This window comes from Colidextribacter sp. OB.20, assembly GCF_009911595.1.
Taxonomy (GTDB): domain Bacteria; phylum Bacillota; class Clostridia; order Oscillospirales; family Oscillospiraceae; genus Lawsonibacter.
Genome location: NZ_QWKG01000008.1, coordinates 60,505 through 83,291, shown reverse-complemented (window position 1 = coordinate 83,291; position 22,787 = coordinate 60,505). Strand labels below are relative to the sequence as shown.

17 protein-coding genes and 1 riboswitch are annotated in these 22,787 nt (G+C 62.6%); of the genes, 12 read left to right on the top strand and 5 right to left on the bottom strand.

Annotation, left to right across the window (positions count from 1 at the left end):
• Positions 1 to 130: 130 nt before the first annotated feature.
• Positions 131 to 397, bottom strand: coding sequence for a hypothetical protein (locus tag D1641_RS03430; RefSeq protein ID WP_160663001.1), 267 nt, complete (start codon positions 395 to 397; stop codon positions 131 to 133).
• 85 nt (positions 398 to 482) lie between these two features.
• On the opposite strand from D1641_RS03430, the gene D1641_RS03425 reads away from it, so the two are divergent.
• The 9 genes from D1641_RS03425 to D1641_RS03385 all read left to right on the top strand — a co-directional run bounded on the left by D1641_RS03425 (position 483) and on the right by D1641_RS03385 (position 13,168).
• Positions 483 to 695, top strand: coding sequence for a helix-turn-helix transcriptional regulator (locus D1641_RS03425; protein WP_160663000.1), 213 nt, complete (start codon positions 483 to 485; stop codon positions 693 to 695).
• A 198-nt stretch (positions 696 to 893) separates the two neighbouring features.
• Complete coding sequence (locus D1641_RS03420; protein ID WP_160662999.1) at positions 894 to 2,030, top strand: 1-deoxy-D-xylulose-5-phosphate reductoisomerase; 1,137 nt, start codon at positions 894 to 896, stop codon at positions 2,028 to 2,030.
• Between the two features lie 419 nt (positions 2,031 to 2,449).
• A complete protein-coding gene (locus D1641_RS03415) occupies positions 2,450 to 3,514 on the top strand; it encodes a site-2 protease family protein (RefSeq protein WP_160662998.1) in 1,065 nt (354 codons plus the stop codon).
• 93 nt (positions 3,515 to 3,607) lie between these two features.
• Entirely contained in the window at positions 3,608 to 4,639 is a 1,032-nt protein-coding gene (gene ispG, locus D1641_RS03410; RefSeq protein WP_160662997.1) for a flavodoxin-dependent (E)-4-hydroxy-3-methylbut-2-enyl-diphosphate synthase, read from the top strand.
• A 24-nt stretch (positions 4,640 to 4,663) separates the two neighbouring features.
• Positions 4,664 to 5,149, top strand: a complete 486-nt coding sequence (locus D1641_RS03405; RefSeq protein WP_160662996.1) for a hypothetical protein — start codon at positions 4,664 to 4,666, stop codon at positions 5,147 to 5,149.
• Positions 5,150 to 9,328, top strand: a complete 4,179-nt coding sequence (locus D1641_RS03400) for a PolC-type DNA polymerase III (RefSeq protein ID WP_160662995.1) — start codon at positions 5,150 to 5,152, stop codon at positions 9,326 to 9,328.
• A gap of 492 nt (positions 9,329 to 9,820) precedes the next feature.
• Positions 9,821 to 10,027 carry a hypothetical protein gene (locus D1641_RS03395; RefSeq protein ID WP_160662994.1) on the top strand — a complete coding sequence of 69 codons (207 nt, stop codon included), beginning with the start codon at positions 9,821 to 9,823 and terminating at the stop codon, positions 10,025 to 10,027.
• A 147-nt stretch (positions 10,028 to 10,174) separates the two neighbouring features.
• On the top strand, positions 10,175 to 12,370 hold the full coding sequence (locus D1641_RS03390) for an LTA synthase family protein (protein ID WP_160662993.1): 2,196 nt from the start codon (positions 10,175 to 10,177) through the stop codon (positions 12,368 to 12,370).
• 81 nt (positions 12,371 to 12,451) lie between these two features.
• Positions 12,452 to 13,168, top strand: coding sequence for a Bax inhibitor-1/YccA family protein (locus D1641_RS03385; protein WP_160662992.1), 717 nt, complete (start codon positions 12,452 to 12,454; stop codon positions 13,166 to 13,168).
• Positions 13,169 to 13,412: 244 nt separating this feature from the next.
• Here D1641_RS03385 and D1641_RS03380 read toward each other — a convergent pair whose 3' ends face one another.
• Entirely contained in the window at positions 13,413 to 14,528 is a 1,116-nt protein-coding gene (locus tag D1641_RS03380) for a site-specific integrase (protein ID WP_160662991.1), read from the bottom strand.
• A 238-nt stretch (positions 14,529 to 14,766) separates the two neighbouring features.
• On the opposite strand from D1641_RS03380, the gene D1641_RS03375 reads away from it, so the two are divergent.
• The 3 genes from D1641_RS03375 to D1641_RS03365 all read left to right on the top strand — a co-directional run bounded on the left by D1641_RS03375 (position 14,767) and on the right by D1641_RS03365 (position 18,997).
• Positions 14,767 to 16,353, top strand: coding sequence for an FAD-dependent protein (locus D1641_RS03375; protein ID WP_160662990.1), 1,587 nt, complete (start codon positions 14,767 to 14,769; stop codon positions 16,351 to 16,353).
• Between the two features lie 87 nt (positions 16,354 to 16,440).
• A riboswitch (SAM riboswitch) is annotated at positions 16,441 to 16,542 on the top strand.
• 77 nt (positions 16,543 to 16,619) lie between these two features.
• The gene (gene metK, locus D1641_RS03370; RefSeq protein ID WP_160662989.1) at positions 16,620 to 17,801 is read left to right on the top strand and encodes a methionine adenosyltransferase; all 1,182 of its coding nucleotides are present in this window, start codon (positions 16,620 to 16,622) and stop codon (positions 17,799 to 17,801) included.
• 194 nt (positions 17,802 to 17,995) lie between these two features.
• A complete protein-coding gene (locus D1641_RS03365) occupies positions 17,996 to 18,997 on the top strand; it encodes a MerR family transcriptional regulator (RefSeq protein WP_160662988.1) in 1,002 nt (333 codons plus the stop codon).
• A gap of 43 nt (positions 18,998 to 19,040) precedes the next feature.
• Here the strand turns inward: D1641_RS03365 and D1641_RS03360 are convergent, their stop codons facing one another.
• The 3 genes from D1641_RS03360 to D1641_RS03350 all read right to left on the bottom strand — a co-directional run bounded on the left by D1641_RS03360 (position 19,041) and on the right by D1641_RS03350 (position 22,787).
• Positions 19,041 to 19,877: a 3-hydroxyacyl-CoA dehydrogenase NAD-binding domain-containing protein gene (locus tag D1641_RS03360; protein ID WP_160662987.1), complete on the bottom strand. Its 837-nt coding sequence runs from the start codon at positions 19,875 to 19,877 to the stop codon at positions 19,041 to 19,043.
• Positions 19,878 to 20,020: 143 nt separating this feature from the next.
• Positions 20,021 to 21,298 carry a hypothetical protein gene (locus D1641_RS03355; protein WP_160662986.1) on the bottom strand — a complete coding sequence of 426 codons (1,278 nt, stop codon included), beginning with the start codon at positions 21,296 to 21,298 and terminating at the stop codon, positions 20,021 to 20,023.
• Between the two features lie 214 nt (positions 21,299 to 21,512).
• Positions 21,513 to 22,787 carry a hypothetical protein gene (locus D1641_RS03350; protein WP_160662985.1) on the bottom strand — a complete coding sequence of 425 codons (1,275 nt, stop codon included), beginning with the start codon at positions 22,785 to 22,787 and terminating at the stop codon, positions 21,513 to 21,515.

Sequence of the window (22,787 nt, the reverse complement as noted above, 5' to 3'; positions counted from 1 at the left end):
GCCGAAGGCAGTGGTGGAGGGTTTTCTCTTAACATTCCAGCATCCGACAGGAGAAACCCCCCACCCGGCTTCGCCGAGAGCCCCCTTCGTAAAGGGGGACTTTTGGGCGGAGACCTGCGGCTGTCTGCGTCTACCCCGCCGGGCCCAGGGCGGAAAGCACCTCTTGACGAAGGCCCAGTCCGAAGAGATAATAGGCGTGGGCGTACTGGGCAAGATGCCAGTTGAGGGCCTCCTCAAAGGCGTCATACTCGCCCCCCAGCCGCTGGCGCAGCGCATTGGCCAAATCCTCATAGGCCCGCTCCGCCTCCCGGAACTCCGGAAGCTGGCTGCAGAAGCTGGAGACCTGCTCGGGGATGTAGGGGTTGTCCAAAAATAATGTTTGTAGAATATCATTCATAATTGATTCACTCCTTTGCCTGTGGTTAAACCACATGTCTATTATAGGAGAGGTTTAACCACGTGTCAAGTGTTTTGGAGGAAATATGGCAACTTTTGCTGAGCGCATAAGAGAACTACGCACGGAACGTGGATTAAAGCAGACAGAGATGGCGGAAATATGCGGCATAAAAGTGCGCAGCTATCAATATTACGAACACGGTGACGGCTACCCCGAGGTTCCCGGCCTGGTCTTTCTGGCCGACTACTTCGGCGTCAGCCTGGACTACCTGATGGGCCGGAAGGACGAGAGAACATAACCCCGTCCCGCCGCAGCGGCAAAGCCTCCCTTTTCAAAGGGAGGGGGACCGCCGCCGAAGGCGGTGGTGGAGGGTTTTCTCTTAACGTTCCAGCATCTGACAGGAGAAAACCCCCACCCAGCTCCGCCGGGAGCCCCCTTTATAAAGGGGGCCTTTAGGGTGCGAACCTGGGGCGTTTGCATAGAAAGGAACACCACTATGAGCAGAAAAATCACCGTATTAGGTTCCACCGGCTCTGTCGGGCGGCAGTCATTGGAGGTGATTGCCGCCTGCGGCATGGAGGCGGCGGCTTTGGCGGCCAACTCCAACGTCAGGCTGATGGAGGAGCAGGTCCGGAAGCACAGGCCGGCCCTGGCTGCCCTGGCGGACGAGAAGGCTGCCGCCGACCTGCGGGTCCGCCTGGCGGACACCAGCGTCCGGGTTGCGGGCGGCCTGGAGGGGGTGCTGGAGGCCGCCACCTTCGGCCGCGCGGACACGGTCATCGCCGCTCTGGTGGGCATGGCGGGCCTGCGGCCCACCCTTGCCTCCATCCGGGAGGGCAAGCGGGTGTGTCTGGCCAACAAGGAGACTCTGGTGTGCGCCGGGCCCCTGGTGCTGGAGGAGGCCATCGACTACGGGGCCAAAATCTACCCCGTGGACTCGGAGCACTCCGCCCTGTTCCAGTGCCTGGAGGCCAACCGGGACCGGGGCGAGGTGAAGCGGCTGATTCTCACCTGCTCCGGCGGGCCCTTTTATGGGAAAAAACGGGAGGAGCTGGCCCGGATTACCGTGGCCGACGCGCTGAAGCACCCCAACTGGTCCATGGGGGCCAAGATCACCGTGGACTCCGCCACCCTGATGAACAAGGGGCTGGAGGTCATGGAGGCCATGCACCTGTACCGGATGCCGGCGGAAAAAATTTCTGTGGTGGTCCATCGGGAGAGTATCATTCACTCTCTGGTGGAATACTGTGATAATGCCATGATTGCCCAGCTGGGGGCGCCGGACATGCGGCTGCCCATTCAGTACGCCCTGACCTACCCCGAGCGGGTGCCCGGACCCTCCATCCCCCTGGACCTGTGGAACTGCGGGCCCCTCACCTTCGGCACGCCGGATATGACGGCCTTCCCCTGCCTGGCCCTGGCCCTGGAGGCGGCGAAAACCGGCGGCACCGCCGGGGCCATCCTCAACGGGGCCAACGAGGGGGCAGTGGCCCAGTTCCTGGCGGGGAAGATCGGCTTCCTGGACATCCCCGCCAAGGTGGAGAAGGCCCTGTCTCAGATCAAGGCCGTCCAGAACCCCTCTATGCAGGATATCCTGGATGCCGACCAGGCGGCAAGAGAAGCGGTTGGGTAATTTGTAGGGCGCGACGACTCGGCGCGCCGTTTTAAGGGTAGTCTCTCATGTGCGGCGGGCCGGGGTCGTCCCGCCCTACGTCCGGCTCCCGGGGTGTATTGTAGGGGCGCACATTGTGCGCCCGCAGAGCCCGGCGCGCCGTTTTAAGGGTAGTCTCTCATGTGCGGCGGGCCGGGGTCATCCCGCCCTACGTCCGGCTCCCGGGGTGTATTGTAGGGGCGCACATTGTGCGCCCGCGAGAATGGCCCTGATTTGGATACGGGCGGATGATATCCGCCCCTACGCCTGACTCCCGGGGGCGTCCTGCCTTGCGCCAAGCTCCCAGGGGTGTGGTAGGGGGCGGCCTCTGTGCCGCCCCACAATTAAGGAAAAACATGCACGGGGCGGCGCAGAGGCCGCCCCCTACACGGAGGCACTCTATGCTCTATATCATCGTCGCGATTCTGATTTTCGGCATTCTGGTAGCCACCCACGAGCTGGGCCACTTCGCTGCCGCCAAGCTGCTGGGGGTGAAGGTGAACGAGTTCTCGGTGGGGATGGGCCCTGCGCTGTTCAAGCGTCAGGGGGAGGAGACCCTGTACTCCCTGCGGGCCCTGCCCATCGGCGGCTTCTGCGCCATGGAGGGGGAGGACGACGACTCCGCCGACCCCCGGTCCTTTGGCCGGGCCTCCTGGTGGAGAAAGGCGGTCATCCTCTGCGCCGGGGCCTTCATGAACTTTGTCACCGGGGTGGTCATCATGGCTGTGCTCTACGCCCCGGCTGCCGGCTTCCGGGCGGAGGTCTACGCCGGCCCCATCGAGGGCTACGGCACCGAGGGGTGCGGCCTGCTGGCCGGAGACCGCTTCCTCTCGGTGGACGGCCACCGGGTGCTGGTCTACGGCAACGCCCGCTTCTACCTGGACCGGGCGGGGGACACCATGGACTTTGTGGTCCTGCGGGACGGGGAGCGGGTGGAGCTGAGAGACGTCCACCTGCCCTATCAGGAGCGCACCGACGCGGAGGGGAATTTCACCCGCCTGCGGGGGCTGACCATGGGGGCCATAGCGGAGGAGGCCGGCTTCTTCGACAAGCTGGCCTACGCCTGGTGGACAGCCATCGACTTTGTGCGGGTGGTGTGGATCAGTCTGGGGGACATTGTCACCGGCGCGGTGGGCCTGCGGGATCTGTCCGGCCCGGTGGGTATTGTGAACATGATGGGCGAGGTGGGCAGCCAGTCCCCCACCCTGGCCGACGCCGCCTGGGATCTGGCCTATCTGGCCGCCCTGATTGCCGTCAACCTGGCGGTGATGAACCTGCTGCCCCTGCCCGCCCTGGACGGGGGAAGGGTGTTCTTCCTGGCGCTCAACGGCCTGCTCTACGGGCTGTTCCGGAAGAAAATCGACGCCAAATATGAGGGCTATGTCCACCTGGCCGGCCTGGCCGCCCTCATGTGCCTGATGCTGGTGGTCACCCTCAGCGATGTGGGCAAGCTGTTCGGGCGCTGACGCCTTGTAGGGCGTGACCACCGGGCATGCCATTGAAAAAGGCGTGCTGAGGTCGTCGCGCCCTACTTACGGAGAATGGGAAGTGAATCATCTATGACAAAGCAGATCAACGTGGGCGGCGTCCTCATGGGCGGGGGCGCCCCCGTTACCATTCAGTCCATGACCAACACCCCCACCCAGGACGTGGCCGCCACGGTGGACCAGATCAAAAAGCTGGCCGCCGCCGGGTGCGAGATCGTCCGGGTGGCCGTCCCTGACATGGAGGCCGCCCGGGCGGTGGGGAAAATCAAGGAGCAAAGCCCCATCCCCGTGGTGGTGGACATCCACTTCGACTATAAGCTGGCGCTGGAGGCCATCGCCGCCGGGGCGGACAAGGTGCGCCTCAACCCGGGGAATATCGGCCGGTACTATGTGAAGCAGGTGGCCGACGCCTGCCGTCAGCGGGGGATCCCCATCCGCATCGGCGTAAACAGCGGTTCGCTGGACCACAACGTAAGGGCTCGGTACGGGCTCACGCCCCAGGCTATGGTGGAGTCCGCCTTTCAGCACATCCGGATGCTGGAGCGGTACGATTTTACCGATATCTGTGTCTCGCTGAAATCCTCAAACGTGCAGACCGCCATGAGGGCCTACCAGCTGATGCACTGCCGCAGCGACTACCCCTTACATATCGGCGTCACCGAGGCGGGCACCGTGAGAATGGGCACCCTCAAGTCCGCTGTGGGCATCGGGGGCTTGCTGGCCCTGGGGATCGGCGACACCATGCGGGTGTCCCTGTCCGCCGACCCGGTGGAGGAGGTCTACGCCGCCCGGGAGATCCTGAAGGCGGCGGGGGTGCGCCGGGAGGGCCCGGAGCTGGTCTCCTGTCCGACCTGCGGCCGGACAAAAATTGACCTCATCGCCCTTGCCAACCAGGTGGAGGAGCGGCTGAAAACGGTGGACAAGCCCATCACCGTGGCCGTTATGGGCTGCGCCGTCAACGGCCCCGGGGAGGCTACCGCCGCCGACTGCGGCATCGCCGGGGGTGTGGGCGAGGGCCTGCTGTTCCAGAGGGGCGAGATCGTGAAGAAGGTCCCCCAGGACCGGCTGGTGGACGAGCTGTTCCTGCTGATTGAGACCCTGTGAGGCGAAGGTATAAGGAGGAATTTTATGATGGACCATGACCGCCGGAAGCAGACAGAGGAGTGGCTGGAGTGGCTGGAAGGGCCGGAGAGCTTTGCCCGTTCCAATCATTTGGAGGGCCTGGACTACTCTATGGACAGCCTGGAGCTGGTTGACTGGTGTCTGGAGCAGTTCCGGAGGAGGCAGGAGACCCTGAGCGGCGAGGAGGCCCAGCGGAAGCTGCTCGCTGTTGTGATGAGCTGGGGGGCCTATGTGGGCGAGGTGGTCCGCCGGGCCGACCCCGCCTGGGAGTGGGACTTCCCCGAGGAGGAGCTGCCCCGGCTGCGGCGGGAGGGCCCGCAGGGGGTGGGGGTCATGACCTGGCCGCCCCTGGGCATGGTCATCCAGCGGATGAACGGGCCGGAGGATATGCGCATCGCCCCAGTCTGCCGGAAGCAGATGGAGGAGCTGCGGCAGGTTTTTGAGATGATAAATGAGCACCCGGAGCTTTTAAAAGAGGAGAATCAAGACTGAATGTCCCAAAAAATACCCTTTTTGCAGATGTTTGCCGCCCTGCGCCAGTGGACCGAGCTGTCCACAGCGGCGGAGGGCTGGCTTATTGTGTCCGCCGCTATCGACAAGCGGAGCCGCAGCGCCAAAATCGTGGTGGAGGGGGCCGCCGGAGCAGGACCGAACCTGATCGCCCAGGCGGAGGACACCCTGTGCCGGGCCTACGGGCTGAACAGTGTGAAAATTGAGGCGCTGGCCGCCCCTGTGGAAACGAAAGCCGCTCCGGCAGAGGATCGGGGCGGCACAGAGGCCGCCCCCTACGGCGAGGAGACAGGAGAACAATCCCGTAGGGCGGGGGCTCTGTCCCCCGCCGTATTAGATGATTCCGACCCCTTTGCCCGCACCGAGGCCCTGCGCCGGGCCGCTCTGAAAAACGCCGCCCGTCCCGCCGCCGCGCCCCAGAAGGGGGACAAAAAGCCCCAGGGCAAGGCCATCTTCGGCAAGGCCATCTCCAAGGCCCCCACCCCCATCGGGGAGCTGGAGCTGGACATGGGCATGGTGGTGGTGGAGGGGGACGTGTTCGCCATCGACAACCGGGAGCTGAAAAAACGGGGGGCCTGGGTGGTGGCCTTCGACATGACCGACTACACCGGCTCTATTCGGGTGAACAAGTTCTTTCCCGGCGAGGAGGGAAAGCCCCTGGTGGACGGCATCAAAAAGGGGATGCACCTCAAGGTCCAGGGGCGGCTCAATATGGACCGCTTCTACGGCGACATGGTGCTGGAGCCGGTGGCTGTCACCACGGCGGAGAAGAAGCTGAAGCAGGACACCGCCCCCGAGAAGCGGGTGGAGCTCCACCTGCACACCACCATGTCCACCATGGACGCCCTCACCTGTGTGGGACCCAAGCTGGGCCCGGACAGGAACGTGGTCAAGCGGGCGGAGAGCTGGGGCCATCCGGCCATCGCCATCACCGATCACGGGGTGGCCCAGTCCTTCCCAGACGCCTGGCACTCGGCGAAAAAAATCAAGATTCTGTACGGGGTGGAGGCCTATTTCATCAACGACGTGGACGACCGGGTGGCCGTCCACGGGGGGGCGGAGGGCCCCTTTGACCAGGAGATTGTCTGCTTCGACCTGGAGACCACCGGCCTGAACAAAAAGCACGAGGTCATCATCGAAATCGGGGCGGTGGTGCTGAAAAACGGGGAGGTTGCCGACCGCTTCAACACCTTCGTCTCCCCGGGGCGGATTTTGTCTCCGGAGATTATCCGCCTCACCGGCATCACCGACGAGATGCTGGAGGGAGCCCCCTCCCAGGAGGAGGCCCTGCGGGCCTTTCTGGCCTTTGCCGGGGACCGGCCTCTGGCCGCCCACAACGCCGACTTCGACATGGGCTTTGTGGCCGCCGGCTGCCAAAAGTATGGGATTCCCTTTCCAAATCCCTCCATTGACAGCCTGATTCTGGCCCAGAATCTGCTGCCTGAGCTGGGCAAGTACAAGCTGGACATTGTGGCGGAGCATCTGCATCTGCCCGCCTTCAACCACCACCGGGCCAGCGACGACGCGGCCACGGTGGCCTATATGCTGCCCCACTTCTTTAAGAAGATGGAGGAGGCCGGGCTGCGCGGCCTGGCTGAGATCAACCCCTATATGACCACCCTCCGGGGGAAGGGGAAGGCCAAGCGCCAGCCCAAGCACCTGATTGTGCTGGCCAAAAACCAGACCGGCCTGCGCAATCTCTACAAGCTGGTCTCCCTGGCTCACCTGGAGCACTTCAGACGCTACCCCATCATGCCCAAATCCCTCATCAACGCCAACCGGGAGGGGCTCATCATCGGCTCGGCCTGCGAGGCGGGGGAGCTGTTCCGGGCTCTGGCCGACGGCCGGGACTGGGCGGAGCTGAAGCGCATTGCCGCCTGGTATGACTATCTGGAGATTCAGCCTATCTGCAACAACATGTTCATGCTCCGCAAGGGGATGGTCCGGTCGGAGGAGGAGCTGCGGGACTTCAACCGGGACATCGTCCGCCTGGGAGAGGAGCTGGGCAAGCCGGTGTGCGCCACCGGGGACGTCCACTTCCTGGACCCGGAGGACGAGATTTACCGGCATATCCTGCTGGCCTCCAAGGGCTTTGAGGACGCCGACGAGGACCTGCCCATCTACTTCAAGACCACCGACGAGATGCTCAGGGAGTTTGCCTATCTGGGGGAGGAGAAGGCCCGCGAGGTGGTGGTCACCAACACCAACCTGATCGCCAGCTGGTGCGACCCCATCGAGCCCCTGCCCAAGGGCCTCTTCGCCCCCAAGCTGGAGGACTCCGACGGAGAGCTGAAGCGGCTGGTCTGGGGCAAGGCCCACGAGCTGTACGGCGAAAACCCGCCCCAGATCGTGGTGGACCGCATTGAGGCCGAGCTGGGGGACATCATCCGGTGCAAGTACGACGTGATCTATATGTCCGCCCAGAAGCTGGTGCAGAACTCCCTGGAGCACGGCTATCTGGTGGGCTCCCGGGGGTCGGTGGGCTCGTCCCTGGTGGCCTTCATGTCGGGCATCACCGAGGTGAACTCCCTCCCCGCCCACTACCGCTGTCCCCAGTGCAAGCACACCGACTTCGAGTACGCCCAGGACCCGGAGCATCCCTACGGCTGCGGGGCGGACATGCCAGACGCTTTTTGTCCCGTCTGCGGGGCGAAGTACGTCAAGGACGGCTTCAACATCCCCTTCGAGACCTTTTTGGGCTTCGGGGGGGACAAGGTGCCCGATATCGACCTGAATTTTTCCGGGGAGTACCAGTCCAGCGCCCACAAGTACACCTTCGAGCTCTTCGGCCAGACCCATGTATTCCGGGCGGGGACCATCGGCACGGTGGCGGAAAAGACCGCCTTCGGCTATGTGAAGAAGTATCTGGAGGAGAAGGGGAAGGTTGCCTCCAAGGCGGAGGAGAATCGGCTGGCTATCGGGTGCACCGGCGTGAAGCGGACCACCGGCCAGCACCCCGGCGGCATGGTAGTGATACCCCAGGACAAGGAAATCTACGACTTCTGCCCCGTCCAGCACCCCGCCGACGACCCCAACAGCGATATCATCACCACCCACTTTGAATACCACTCCATGGAGTCCAACCTCCTCAAGCTGGACATGCTGGGCCACGATGACCCCACCATGATCCGGATGCTGGAGGTCCTCACCGGCGTCAACGCCCGGGAGATTCCCCTGGACGACCCGGACACCATGTCCCTGTTCTCCTCCTCCAGGGCCCTGGGCTATGAGGACGACAAAATCCTGGGGCCCACCGGCGGCACTGCCATTCCCGAGTTCGGCACCTCCTTCGTCCGGGGGATGCTGGAGGAGACCCAGCCCAACCAGTTCGACATTCTGGTGCGGCTGTCCGGCTTCTCCCACGGCACCGACGTGTGGCTGGGCAACGCCCGGGACCTGATTATTCAGCAGGGGATACCTGTCGGCCAGGCCATCGGCTGCCGGGACGACATTATGCTCTTTTTGATCTCCAAGGGGATGCCCCCCAAGCGATCCTTTAAGATTATGGAGGCGGTCCGAAAGGGCCGGGGTCTGCCCGACGGGGCGGAGGAGGAGATGAAGGCCGCCGGGGTGCCCGACTGGTACATCGGCTCCTGCAAGAAGATCGCCTACCTCTTCCCCAAGGCCCACGCCGTGGCTTATGTGATGATGGCCTTCCGCATCGCCTGGTTCAAGGTCCACCGGCCCCTGGCCTTCTACGCCGCCTACTTCTCCATCCGGGCTAAGGCCTTTGACGAGGCCTTCATGTGCCGGGGGATGGATGTGTGCCAGAAAAAAATGCGGGAGATTGTGGCCAAGGACAAGGAGGCCACCGCCGTGGAGCAGGACATGCTCACCACCCTGGAGGTGTGCTACGAGTTCTATCTCCGAGGCTTCCAGTTCGACCGGATGGATCTGTACAGGTCTGAGGCTGTCCGCTTCACCGTGGACGAGGAGCGGGGCACCCTGCGGCCCCCCTTCGTCTCTGTGGCCGGGCTGGGGGAGACGGCTGCCGTCTCCCTGGCTGAGCAGCGGCAGGGAAAGCAGTTTATTTCCATTGAGGAGGTGTCCGCCGCCTGCCCCAAGGTGTCCAAGACCCATATCCAACTGCTCAAGGAGGCCGGCGCCTTCGGCGACCTGCCCGAGACCAGCCAGATGGATTTGTTTTCCATGTTTGGATAAAAATCAGCCGGGCGGCTGTCCGTAGTTGGACAACCGCCCGGTCTTTCTCTTGCTGTTTTTGTCGAAGCTTGATACAAAAGTGATGTGAAGGGTTTGTAAATATGATTGTTGCCACGCTTTTGTGATGGCGGTTATATTTATACTTGACTTTTATGTACATGTATATTATAGTTATAAGTATATGAAAGGGGGGAATAGAGTGAGCCCTCGTACAGGGCGTCCACCTTCGGAGCACCCGAAGAATATCCAGGTGAAATTCCTTGCTGACCAGCCAACGATAGAAGATCTAAAGCTTTGTTCGCAAAAGCTGGGACTGACAAAAAGCGATGTAATACGCTTGGGGATTCAGAAGGTAAAAGAGGAGTTGGACAAAAAATAAGACAACCGGGCCAGCCCAACCAGCACAACCCGATTGTCCATTCACCACACCCGGAGGTCTGGTAAATCTTATTATGCCACACCTCCCGCTGAAAATCAACAGGAGGTTTTATAATGGAAGAAAAAGCGGTATTGTTTCCGATTCCCGGCCATATTCTCCATACTACTATAGAGAGTTCCCGGGATTATCAACTCAGGTTGGAGGCGGAAGCGGCGGCGCTGGCGGGGATGGACAGTCCGCAGGCCAAGGCTTTGGCACAGGAACGGCTGGAACAGGCGAAGAATGTGCGAGAGATGTTTGAGCATTATGCGTCTTTATAAAGGACAGACTGATCCGTCTATATGGTTACAAAGCAAACCATATGCCCGCAGAATTTATGAAATATTAAAGAAATATCCCTTGACTGACGGGGAACAAGTGAGTAAAGTAAGAGGAGTAAAAATGGGTTGATTTGGAGGTCGATTCCAATGGCGTATAATGGCAGACGGATGAGCGGCGGGCGGACCGCATACCGCCGGAATGGCGACGGGGTGCTGATCCAGACCATGACCCGGGTGCTGCTGTTCCCGGTGCTGCTGATCTATCTGGAGCTGGTGCTCCACATCAGCAAGGGAAATTCTCTGGCCTACGTCCCGGTGTATGTGGTGTTCAGCGTCGCGGCTGGTTTGTTCCTGTCGGCCCTGGCCCTGCCCTGGCGCAGGGCGGGCAACAGCTTGACGGCCAAGGTGCTGGCGGTGCTGCTGTCCGTTCTGTTCGGGGCGGAGTATATCGCCAAGACCATTCTCCAGTCCTACTACGGCCCCAGCGCCCTGGAGACGGCGGCCAACAACAAGCTCACCGACTACGCCAGCGTGATTGTCTCCACGGTAATCAAGTCCATCCCCATCCTGCTGCTGTTCCTGCTGCCCGCCATCCTGCTGTGCCTCTTCGGCAGCCGGCTGCTGGGCTTTGAGCGGCTGGACATCCGCTTCGCCGGACTGGTGCTGGGGGCCTGCGTGGTGTTCCATGTTCTGGGCCTGGGGGTTCTCCGCCTGCCCTGGAAGGGGGACATTACCCCCGCCATGCTGTACAGGCTGGACACCAACATCGACGACCAGGTGGAGCAGCTGGGTCTGCTGACCATGCTCCGGCTGGACGCCAAGCACATGGTATTCCCGGTAAAGAATACAATGGGGAACGATTTTTCCGGCATCGGCACCCTGACGCCTCCGGGCGCCTCCTCCGCCGGCTCCAGCGGCAGCGGGGAGCCGGACTCCTCCCAGACGGCAGACCCCCAGCCGGTGGTGGATACCTCCCCCAACGTGATGGAGGTGGACCTGGCCGCCCTGGCGGAAAACGGGAAAAATGACGACATCAAGTGGCTGGCGGAGTATTTCAACAGCGTGGCCCCCACCAAAAAGAACGAGTACACCGGCATGTTTGAGGGCTACAACGTCATCGAACTGGTGCTGGAGGGCTTCTCGGGCTACGCCATCGACCCGGAGCTGACCCCCACCCTGTATAAGCTGACCCACGAGGGCTTCATCTTCAACAACTACTACACCGCCCTGCACTTTACCAGCACCTCCAACGGCGAGTGCCAGACGCTCCTGGGCCTCTACCCCAAAAACGGCAGTCCTATCACCATGAAGCGCACCGGCGAGGTGACATTCAAGGAGAACGGCCAGACCGTGGGCTTTAACGCCTACCTCACCCTGCCCCAGCAGCTGAAGCGGGCGGGCTACAACGTGGTAGGCTACCACCCCAACGGGGATATGTACGGTCGGGCCATGTCCCACTCCAATCTGGGCTACGACTGGCACCAGTTCCAGGTAGGAGACCTCAAGAGCTCCTCCCGGGGCAAGCTCAGCGAGTTTGAGGGTCTGGACGTGAGTGACGCCGGCAAGCTCCTCTGGCCCCAGAAGGATACGGTAATGATCAGTGCCAGCGTTGACGACTATATCAACTCCGACACCCCCTTCCATGTCTACTATCTGACCATCAGCGGCCACATGCCCTACTCGGACAACCGGGCGGTGGCCCCCTACCGGGACGTGATCCGGGCCCTGCCCTACAGCGAGACCACCCAGAACTATGTGGCCACCTGCATGGAGGTGGACCGGGCCCTGGAGCTGCTGCTGCAAAAGCTGGAGGCGGCGGGGAAGCTGGATAAGACCCTCATTGTGGCCACCGGCGACCATATCCCCTACTTCAATGTGGACACCCTGGAGGAGCTGTCCGGCAAAAAGTTCGGCAGCTCCAAGGACATGGAGAGCCTGAACGAGTCCAACATCGACTTCGACGTCTACAAAAATTCCCTGATCCTCTGGTCGGCCTCTATGGAGGGGCCGGTGGTGGTGGATAAGCCCTGCTGCCAGGTGGACATTCTGCCCACCGTCTCCAACCTGCTGGGGCTGGAGTACGACTCCCGGATGCTGGCGGGCAGCGACATCCTCTCTGACAGCGAGGGCCTGGTGGTTTTCACCTCCGCCAGCTGGATGACTGACCGGGGCTTCTACAACCGCTTTACCAAGGAATTTACCCCCAATCCTGGGGTCACCATGACCGCCGAGGAGCAGGAGAGCTATGTGTCCACCATGAAAAAGCTGGTGAGCTACAAGCTGAACAGCACAGCGATGATTGTGGAGAACAATTTTTATGGCGCGGTGTTCGGAAACAGTTGATTTGTTCACAAGTTAGTGCTATCATAAAGTTAATCTGAGACGGGTATCCTGAAACCGTTCGGAGTGAAAGGAGTGTCTTATATGAGCTTTGATCCCTATGAGTTTGACCGCAGCTATTCTGCGAGCCAGGGCGAGACCCTGGGGCAGTACACCGCCAAGACCTTTTTGTGGATGATGCTGGGCCTGCTGGTTACCTTCGGGGTGGCCTTCTTCGGCTATATCACCGATCTGACCTGGGTGCTGTACCGGGATATCCCGGCGCTTCAGTGGATTCTGCTGGCGGCCACGCTGCTCATCGTGATGACCATGGTCCACCGCATTGAGAAGATGTCGGTTGGCGCCTCCGTTGCCCTGTTTATGGTGTTTTCCGCCCTGTTCGGCATCACCCTGTCGGTGTATATGTACGTGTTCCGGATGACCAGCTTCATTTTTATCTTCCTGCTCACCGCCGTCTACTTCGGCGCCCTGGCCGCCTACGGCTTCCTCACCAAGCGGGACCTGTCCGGCATCCGGCCCATCCTCTTCTCCGGGCTGATCTTCCTGATCGTCTTTGGGCTGGTGTCCATGCTGATCCCCGGCTTGCAGATGTTTGACCGGGTGGTCTGCCTCATCGGCATCGCCACCTTCCTGGGCTACACCGCCTATGATACCCAGATGATTAAGCGCTATTACCTCTATTATTCCGCCTCCCCCGATATGCTGGCCAAGGCCTCCATCAACGCCGCCCTCCAGCTGTATCTGGACTTCATCAACCTGTTTCTGTATCTGCTGCGTTTTCTGGGCAGCCGGCGCGACTGAAAGACATGAAAAATCCCCGGCCTGATATCAATAAACTAAGGATTTTCCACACCTAAAAAAGCCCGCCACCTTTTCAAGATAAAGGTGGTGGGTGTTTTTTCTTAGGTCACATGCTGTCGGTTATCAAAAGCCGCCCGGCCTTACCGCCCTGTCGCGGGATGCAGGAACGCAACAAGCTGCCCACGGATACAGGCGGCGGGGAGGAAGCCTTATCTTGACAGCATTGTCCTGAGATACGGGTCTTTTATTTCAGCGCGTCGGACACCTTCATCAGAGTATCCTCATGGGTGTGGTCCACCAGGTGGGTATAGATTTTTCCGGTGGTGGCGGGGGTGGCGTGGCCCAGGGCCTTGCCGATATCGAAGAGGGGCACCCCCTGGAAGGAGGCCACGGTGGCGAAGGAGTGGCGCAGGCCATGGAGGGTGACCCGGGGCAGGTCGTGCTGGCGGACGAACCGGGTGAAGGCCAGGGACAGGGCGTTGGGGGAGTAAGGGAGGTTTTTCCGGTCCAGCACCACGAACTCGCTGGGCTCCTCCAGCCGCCAGGCCTGGCGCTCCTGCTCATCCTGTAGCAGCCGGGCCACGTCATCCGGGATGTACAGGGTGCGCACCGAGGAGCGGGTTTTGGTCTCCTTCTGGACCACGGTGGCGCCGTAGGCGGTGCGGGCCTCCCGGATGCACAGCACCCTGCGCTCATAGTCCACGCAGTCCCACTTCAGCCCGCAGATTTCCTCCCGGCGCATTCCCAGGCTGCCCGCCAGCTTAGCGCACAGCTCCAGAGGGTGGCCCTCCAGCAGGGTATACAGCTGCTTGAGCTCCTCGGGCCGCAGGTAGGAGGCCTCCTTCTGCTTGGCCCGGGGGGGCTCCACCCGGTCCATGGGGGAGTGGAGGAGCTTGTCCTGCCGCACCGCCGACCGGAGGGCAGAGGTGAGCAGGTCATGGTGGCGGCGCAGGGTGTTGGAGGACAGGTTGGCGCTCTGCTGGACCTGGATATAGTACTGCTGGATGTCCATGGGGGACAGGGCCAGCAGGGGGATGTGGCCCAGGCCGGGAAGAATGTGGTTGTCGATGATCTTCTGATAGCCGTAGACCGTGGTCTCCGCCCGGGTGGGGCGGACAATGGTGTCCATCCAGCTCTCCAGCCAGTCGGCCAAAGTCAGGCTGTGCTTGGGGGTGTTGAGCTCCTGCTCCCGGTGGAGCAGGAAGTTCCGCAGGCCGGCCCGGGCGGCGTATAGGGTGCGGTAGGTCTGATAGCGCTTGACCCGCTTGCCCTCCTTGTCCTTGCCCAGGTCCATGCTGACATAGTAGATTTTCCGGATGTCATCATAGGAAATGTTGCGCTCCACTGTCTTTCTTGCCATAGCTTTTACCTCCATATCTTTTCTCTGCCGCATTTTTGCGGTAAGACGTGTCCCCCGGTCTTGGGGGCCTGGCCCGTCTTACCTACAAGATATGGTGAGTGGCAAAATTTAACAAGAATATTTTGTCGAATCAGTGAAATTTTTCATGAATCAGGTCGAAAACGGGGAGAGGTTTTCGGCCTTTTCACGTCTCAGCTTTTGTGATAAGATAGGAAAAAACGATGAGGAGCGGCTTTTTATGATACGCATCGGAAATCTGTCCCTGCCTGTGGACGGGGACTTCGACCTGCTGCGCGGACGGGCGGCCCGGGCCCTGGGGGTGCGTCCCGGGGCGCTGGGGGAGCTGGAGATCGTCCGGCAGTCCATCGATGCCCGGGATAAGGGCAGCGTCCGCTATGTCTATACGGTGGAGCTGTCCATGCCCAACGAGGAGGCCCTGGTCAAAAGAGCTCCCGGCCGGGGAATTACCCTGACCCAGCGGGTGCCCTACGACTTTCCGGCGGTCTCCCGGCGCTCCTCCCTGCCTCCGGTGGTGGTGGGGATGGGCCCGGCGGGGCTGTTCGCCGCCCTGTTCCTGGCCCGGAACGGTTTGCCCTGCGTGGTGCTGGAGCGGGGGCAGGACGTGGACCGGCGCACCCTGGATGTGGGCCGCTTCTGGGAGACCGGGGCTTTGGATGAGAGCTCCAACGTCCAGTTCGGCGAGGGGGGCGCGGGCACCTTCTCCGATGGCAAGCTCACCACCGGCACCCACGACAGGCGCATCTCCGCCGTGCTGGACGCCCTGGTGGAGGCGGGGGCTCCCGCCGACGTGAGGTACTCACACCGGCCCCATATCGGCACCGACGTCCTCCGGGAGGTAGTAAGGACCATCCGGCAGGAGCTGATTTCCCTGGGCTGCGACGTGCGCTTCGGCCACAGGCTCACCGGCCTGACGGTGTCCGGGGGCGCGCTCACCGGGATTGAGGCGGAGGGCCCCCAGGGGCGGTACTCCCTGGCTGCGGACGCCCTCATTCTGGCCCCCGGCCACTCCGCCCGGGACACCTTCGCCATGCTCCGGGAGGCGGGGGTGCCCATGGAGCAGAAAAAATTTGCCGTCGGCGTCCGCCTGGAGCACCGGCAGCGGGGTATCAGCCTACAGCAGTACGGCCCCCTCTGGGAGAAGCTGCCCCCCTCCGACTACAAGCTGGCCTGTCATCTGCCTGACGGCCGGTCGGCCTTCACCTTCTGCGTCTGCCCGGGAGGGCAGGTGGTGGCGGCGGCCTCGGAGCGGGGAGGCCTGGTCACCAACGGCATGAGCCGCCGGGCCCGGGACGGGGAGAACATCAACGGAGGTCTGCTGGTGGGGGTGGGCCCGGAGGACTTTCCGGGGGATGATCCCCTGGCCGGGGTCCGCTTTCAGGAGCAGTGGGAGCGTTCCGCCTTCCGCCTGGGGGGCGGCGGGTTTCAAGCCCCGGCCCAGCGGGTGGAGGATTTCCTCCGGAACCGGCCCTCGGAGGGGGCGGGGGCTGTTGCGCCCACCTACCGCCCCGGCATCACCTGGACGGACCTGCGGCCCTGTCTGCCCGGCTATGTGACGGACACCCTGGCCCAGGCTCTGCCCCTGCTGGACCGGAAGCTCCGGGGCTTTGCCGCTCCGGACGCCGTCCTCACCGGGGTGGAGACCCGGTCCTCCTCTCCGGTGCGCGTCCTCCGGGACAACAGCCTCCAGTCCCCCCTCCGGGGCCTCTACCCCTGCGGCGAGGGGGCGGGGTATGCCGGGGGCATTGTCTCCGCCGCTGTGGACGGCATCCGGGTGGCCGAGGCGGTGGCGAAGGGGGCAGAATAACTCCTGGCCCCGGCCGGGAAAAATCAGAGCGAAACCCCTTGACAAACGGCGCGGCCCTGCTATAATTAAGACTGCGACAATTGAATAGCCTTATCAAGAGCGGTGGAGGGAACGGCCCGATGAAGCCCGGCAACCTGCGCGGAAGGCGCAAGGTGCTAAATCCGGCGGTAGTGTATCGAAAGATGAGGGTGCAACCAGATAGAAACGCTCCGCCTGAACCGGCGGGGCGTTTTTTGCGCTCCCGAAAAAAGAAAGGAGAAAAAACTATGGCAAAGCGGCTCTTTACATCCGAATCGGTTACGGAGGGACATCCCGACAAAATCTGCGACCAGATCTCCGACGCGGTGCTGGACGCCATCCTGGCCAAGGACCCCCAGGCCCGGGTGGCCTGCGAGACCACGGCCTGCACCGGCATGATCCACGTCATGGGAGAGATTACCACCTCCTGCTATGTGGACATCCCCAAGCTTGCCCGCCAGGTGGTGAACGACATCGGCTATGACCGGGCCAAGTTCGGCTTCGACGGCAACACCTGCGCGGTGGCTGTCTCCATCGACGAGCAGTCCGCCGACATCGCCCTGGGTGTGGACAAGTGCCTGGAGGCCAAGGAGGGCAGTCAGGACGACGGCCTGGACAACGGCGCCGGCGACCAGGGCATGATGTTCGGCTACGCCTGCGACGAGACCCCCGAGCTGATGCCCCTGCCCATCTCCCTGGCCCAGAAGCTGGCCATGCAGCTTACCCGGGTGCGCAAGGAGGGCAAGGTGAGCTATCTGCGGCCCGACGGTAAGAGTCAGGTCACTGTGGAGTACGACGAGAACAACAAGCCCAAGCGGATCGAGGCGGTGGTGGTGTCCACCCAGCACGGCCCCGAGGTGGAGCTGGAGCAGATCCGGAAGGACATGATCGAGCTGGTCATCAAGCCCATCATCCCCGCCGACCTGCTGGACGGGGATACCAAGATCTATGTCAATCCCACCGGCCGGTTCGTCATTGGCGGACCCCAGGGGGACTCCGGCCTCACCGGACGGAAGATCATCGTGGACACCTATGGCGGCTCCGCCCCCCACGGCGGCGGCTGCTTCTCCGGCAAGGACCCCACCAAGGTGGACCGCTCCGCCGCCTACGCCGCCCGCTGGGTGGCTAAGAACATCGTGGCCGCCGGCCTGGCCTCCCGCTGCCAGGTGCAGCTGGCCTACGCCATCGGCGTGGCCCGGCCTGTCTCCGTCCGGGTGGACACCTTCGGCACCGGCACCGTCTCCGACGTCAAGCTGGAGGAGGCGGTGGACAAGGTCTTTGACCTGCGCCCCGCCGCCATCATCCGCGACCTGGACCTGAGAAGGCCCATCTACCGCCAGCTGGCCGCCTACGGCCACTTCGGCCGGGACGACCTGGACCTGCCCTGGGAGAAAACAGACCGGGTAGACGCCCTGAAAGCCAATCTGTAACCGTCAGGAAGGCGGCCCGAAGAAATCGGGCCGCCTTTTAAAAATTTTCCTTGACTGTAAAGCCCCTTGATAGTGTAGGGTGAGGGTGTAGGGGCGGATATTATCCGCCCGCTGGTAACAGGTCCGGTAAAATTCGGGCGGATGATATCCGCCCCTACATTGTCTGACGCGTCTATTGCAGAAAGGAGATCGCTATGACCATCAAAGAGGCGGAGGGCCGCACCGGGCTGGCCCGGGCCAACATCCGCTACTATGAGGACCAGGGCTTCTTCTCCCCCGCCCGGGGGGAGAACGGCTACCGGGACTACTCCGGGCGGGATGTGGAGATCCTGCTGAAGGTGAAGCTGCTGCGTCAGCTGGGCTTCTCCCTGGAGGACATCCGGGAGCTCCAGCGTGGGGACCAGACCCTGGAGGCCGCCTTGCTCCGGCGGGAGGAGGGACTGGACCGGGAACAGCGGGAGCTGGACCGGGCCGCCCGGCTGTGCCGGGCGCTGCGGGAGGACGGAGCGGACTTTGCCACCCTGGACGCCGGGCGCTGGCTGGACCGGCTGGGCCAGGGGGAGGGGGCTGCGGCGCTGGAGGAGGACCAGGACCCCAAGCGGTGGCTCTCCCTCCGGCGGTACGGCGGGCGGATGCTGGACTACCTGGTCTGGCTCACGCTGGGGAACCTGTTTGTTGTGTTCGGGGGCCGCCTGGGGCTCTTCCAGTCGGCAGGTGCTGTGTATCGGATGAGCGTCGTCCCCCTGGTCCCGATGCTTCTGTCCGAGACGCTGCTGCTCCACCGCACCGGGACCACCCTGGGGAAAAAGCTGATGTGCATTCAGCTGGTGGGGGAGGACGGCCGCTTTCTCAGCCTGGGCCAGGCGGCCCGGCGCACGCTCCTGATAACCCTCCTGATGGCGGCCTATATTGTGGCGGTGTACGGCATGTTTGGAGACTTTTTCAAGGGGGCCACCCGCACGGCGCTTTTGATTTTTTTCGCGGGGACCTGGCGCTTTGGCGACGAGGTCAGCGAACAGCTGGAGCACTATTTCTTCTGCTGGCAGCGGAGGGGTGAGGTCTATCTGGACACCACCACCGGAGAGGAGCCTCTCCTGAGCCGGAAGGAGATGAAGTGGGGTCTTGCGGGGGCCGCGCTGACCGTTCTGCTCTGCTTCGGAGTCATCAGCCTGGTCATCTTGCAAGAGAGCGTATAAAAAACCGCGGCAGCCGAGAGGCTGCCGTGGTTTCGTCTGTTGGTTACTTGCTGTAGTCGTAGAAGCCCTTGCCGGTCTTGCGGCCCAGCAGGCCGCCCCGGACCATCTTGCGGATGAGCAGGGAGCAGCGGTACTTGGGATCGCCGGTCTCGTTGTACAGGGTGTCCATGATGGCCTGGCACACGTCCAGACCCACCAGGTCGCCCAGAGCCAGGGGGCCCATGGGGTGGTTGGCGCCCAGCTTCATGGCGGTGTCGATGCCCTCGGCGGAGGCCACGCCGGTGTACAGCAGATCGGCGGCCTCGTTAATCATGGGGATCAGGATCTTGTTGACCACAAACCCAGGGGCCTCGGCCACCTCAACGGGCTCCTTGCCGATCTCCTTGGACAGGTTGAAGATGAAGTCGAAGGTCTCCTGGTCGGTATTGGCCCCACGGATGACCTCAACCAGCTTCATGTTGGGCACGGGGTTGAAGAAGTGCATGCCGATGACGGGGTGCTTCAGGCCCAGGGCCATCTCGGTGATGGACAGGGAGGAGGTGTTGGAGGCGAAGATGGTGCCCTCCTTGCACATGGCGTCCAGCTCACCCAGAAGCTCCTTCTTGGTAGCCATATCCTCCTTCACGCACTCGATGATCAGGTCGGCGTCGGCAGCCGCGGACTTCTCCTCCACCAGCACGTTGGCCATCAGGGCGTCCTTGGCGGCCTGGTCCATCTTGCCCTTGTCCACCCGCTTCTGGAGAGACTTGTCCAGATTGTCCTTGTGCCGCTGGGCGGAAGCCACGCTGCTGGCGTACATCAGGGCGGTGTGGCCCTTGGCCGCAAAGACCTGGGCAATGCCGCTGCCCATGGTGCCGGCGCCGAAAATTGCTACTTTCATAATGGTGTTCCTCCTAAAATTTAGTATTGCCGGAATTCCCCGGCGGGATTGGCCGGAGGGTCCGGCCCCGCTCTCTTGCCTACCAGTATAACCGAATTTCGCCCGAAAGGCAAGAGGGAGCGGGGAAATTTTTGGAGGAGCTGTCAGGGCTGACCGGCCGCCCGCTCCATGGACCTCTGGAAGTCCCGCAGGTTTTCCAGGAGAGTCTTGTCCGGGTCCCGGACGAAGATGGGCTCCCAGCCGTCCAGCCACCACAGGGTGTCCTCCAGCCGGCCCTCCTTCTCAAAGGTTCTCGTCAGGTCGTCGTCAGTGTTCAGCAGCTGGACGCTGTGGGAGAGCAGCTCGTTGATCTCCACTATAAAGGCGTCGATGGCCTCCGGGTCGAAATCCCGGTGTGACGGCCACTGGAAGTTGATGTCAAAGGAGAGCCCGTTTTCCCGCACCACCGTCCGGAGCCCGTTCTCCAGGGTGAACAGCTGGTAGCTGTAGCCGCAGTCCCATTGATATATGATAGGGGAGTAGGACAGGAGGTAGTCCTCCCCCTCCAGGACGCACAGGAAGACGGCGTTATAGCCTGCGTGGGCGAATACCCCCTCCTCGGAGTAGATGGACGTCCCGTTTTCCAGGACATCCAGCCGCTGGGCGCCCTCATGCTCAAACAGCCGCAGCTCCTCCGGGACGCCGTTGCGGTTCAGGTCGGGCTGTTGGGGCAGGACGGTGACATCGGCGGTGGCGGTCCACTCCGCCTCCCGCATCAGGTCGGCCAGGACCTGGGCGGCATAGACCATCTCTTTTTTGGACAGCTCCAGGGTCCCGTCCCCCACGTCGGAGGTGAACTCCGACTCCAGGACGGTCCAGTCACTGCAGGCTGCCACAAATTGGAGGTGGTAGCCGCCAATGGTTCCATCCTCCAGCCGGTCGTCGTTGACGCTGATAGACACTGAGACGGCTCCGCTCTGCCACAGGGCGGAGCCCTCCACCGCCCTGCCCGCCAGGCTGGGACAGCAGAAGGCTGGGTCCTGGGCGAAATAGAGGAAGTTTCCGGTGGAGGAACGGTTCCACTCCACAATGGCGTCCCCCAGATTGGTAATCAGGACGTTTCCGTTTTCCTCCAGGGTGTAGAGGGCGTCCGGCTCGAAGGGGGTGGGCAGGCTGTCCCAGTCCACCGGGGCCAGGGTCAGGTCGGGCTCGGTCAGATTCTCCCAGTCCACCGGGATGTCGGGGTGGGGCGGTTCCGCCTCCGCCGCCTGGCAGGACACCAGATTGCCGCAGAAAAGGCACACGGCGAACATTGCCGCCAGAAACAGGGCCGGAGGCCGCTTCTTGGGCCCGGTGAGGATATTTTTAATCCGCAGCTCGGTCACCCTTGCCGAGCCCGACAGAGGGGTGGAGAAGGGGGTGCGGGGGATTATGTTGTTCATTGGTTAACTTCCTTTCGTGTTAAGCCTCCCTTCGCAAAGGGAGGTGGCATTTGCGAAGCAAATGACGGAGGGTTTTCTCTTATTACCCGACATTCATTGAGGAAAACCCCCACCCGGCTTCGCCGGGAGCATCCCTACCCCCTCTGGCCTTCGGCCATCTCCCCCTGATAGGGGGAGTCGGCCCTTTGCGAAGGGGGCCTTGGGCGCGGTCCAATCAGCTTTCTACGGGCTCGAAGCGGTCATACACCCACTGGTCGGGCAGTTCGACACCGTTGTACTCCGGGTTGTAGTGCTGTAAGAAAAACTGGGGATTTTCCGCATAGATATCCATCCCGCCCTGGGCGGGGACCATCTTGATATTTTCCTCCAGGCTGTCGGCCTTCCAGCGCTCCAGCTCCTCCAGCCTCTTGCCGTCAAAGCGGAAGTGGGCCGCGCCGCAGAAGCTCTCCTCCCCCTGGTAGGTGACCGTGTTGGCGCACAGGATATGGAGGGAGCCGTCCGCCCCTGTCCAGGAGGAGAACAGGCCGTCGTCGCCCCCCACCTCATAGACGGGGCCCCGCCAGTCCCGGGCCGTCCTGTCCCACAGGCCCAGCATCAGATTGCCCAGCCCCGCCGGGTGGGGGCCGCCGTCCACCTTGGCCAGCCCCAGGGTGCAGCCCTCTCCCTCCTCAGTCAGGAGGAGCCAGGCGTACATACGGGAGTCGGCCTCATAGGGGTAGCTCTCGTGCTCCCGCATGAGCAGAAAGGCCAGATCGGGATGATCGGTGAGGATTGGGACCTCCTCCGCCACCCGCAGGGCCTTGTATTCCCTCTCACCCTCCAGCAGGATGGCGCCCTCCTGGATGGCCAGACGCCCCACCGCCAGCGGCTGTCCCATTTCCGGGCCTGCCAGGTATCGGTATTTGATGACCTGGAGCTGTCCGTCCTCCAGGGACAGCTCATAGTCAAACATCCCACGGTTGCGGAGCAGATATGCCTCCTGGGCAGCGTAGTCGTATGCCACCACCCGCTGGTCTATCATCCCGGACCCGTAGGCCGTCACGGCGCACAGCTCCCGCAGGCCGTCCCCGGTGATGTCGCAGAGGAACACACTCATAATGGGCATCCCGGTGAACAGCTGAAAGGGGGAAACCTCATCAATGCTGGTGATGACGGCGCAGAGGGTCCCCGGCATCCAGCGGAAGGTCACGCCGGGGTACTCGGGCAGCTCGGTCTCGATGCTGTCGTCCCAGGGTATGTCCTCGGGATTGTGGAGGTAGTTGATCCACTCCTCCACGCCCGGCCCCTCCGGCTCTGCGCTGTCCGCCTCCTTCACCTGGCAGGACACCAGATTGCCGCAGAGGAGGCACACGGCGAACATTGCCGCCAGGAAGAGGGTCGGGGGCCGCTTTTTGGGCCCGGTGAGGATATTTTTAATCCGCAGCTCGGTCACCCTGGCCGACCCGGACAGAGGGGTGGAGAAGGGGGTGCGGGGGATGTTTTTGTTCAT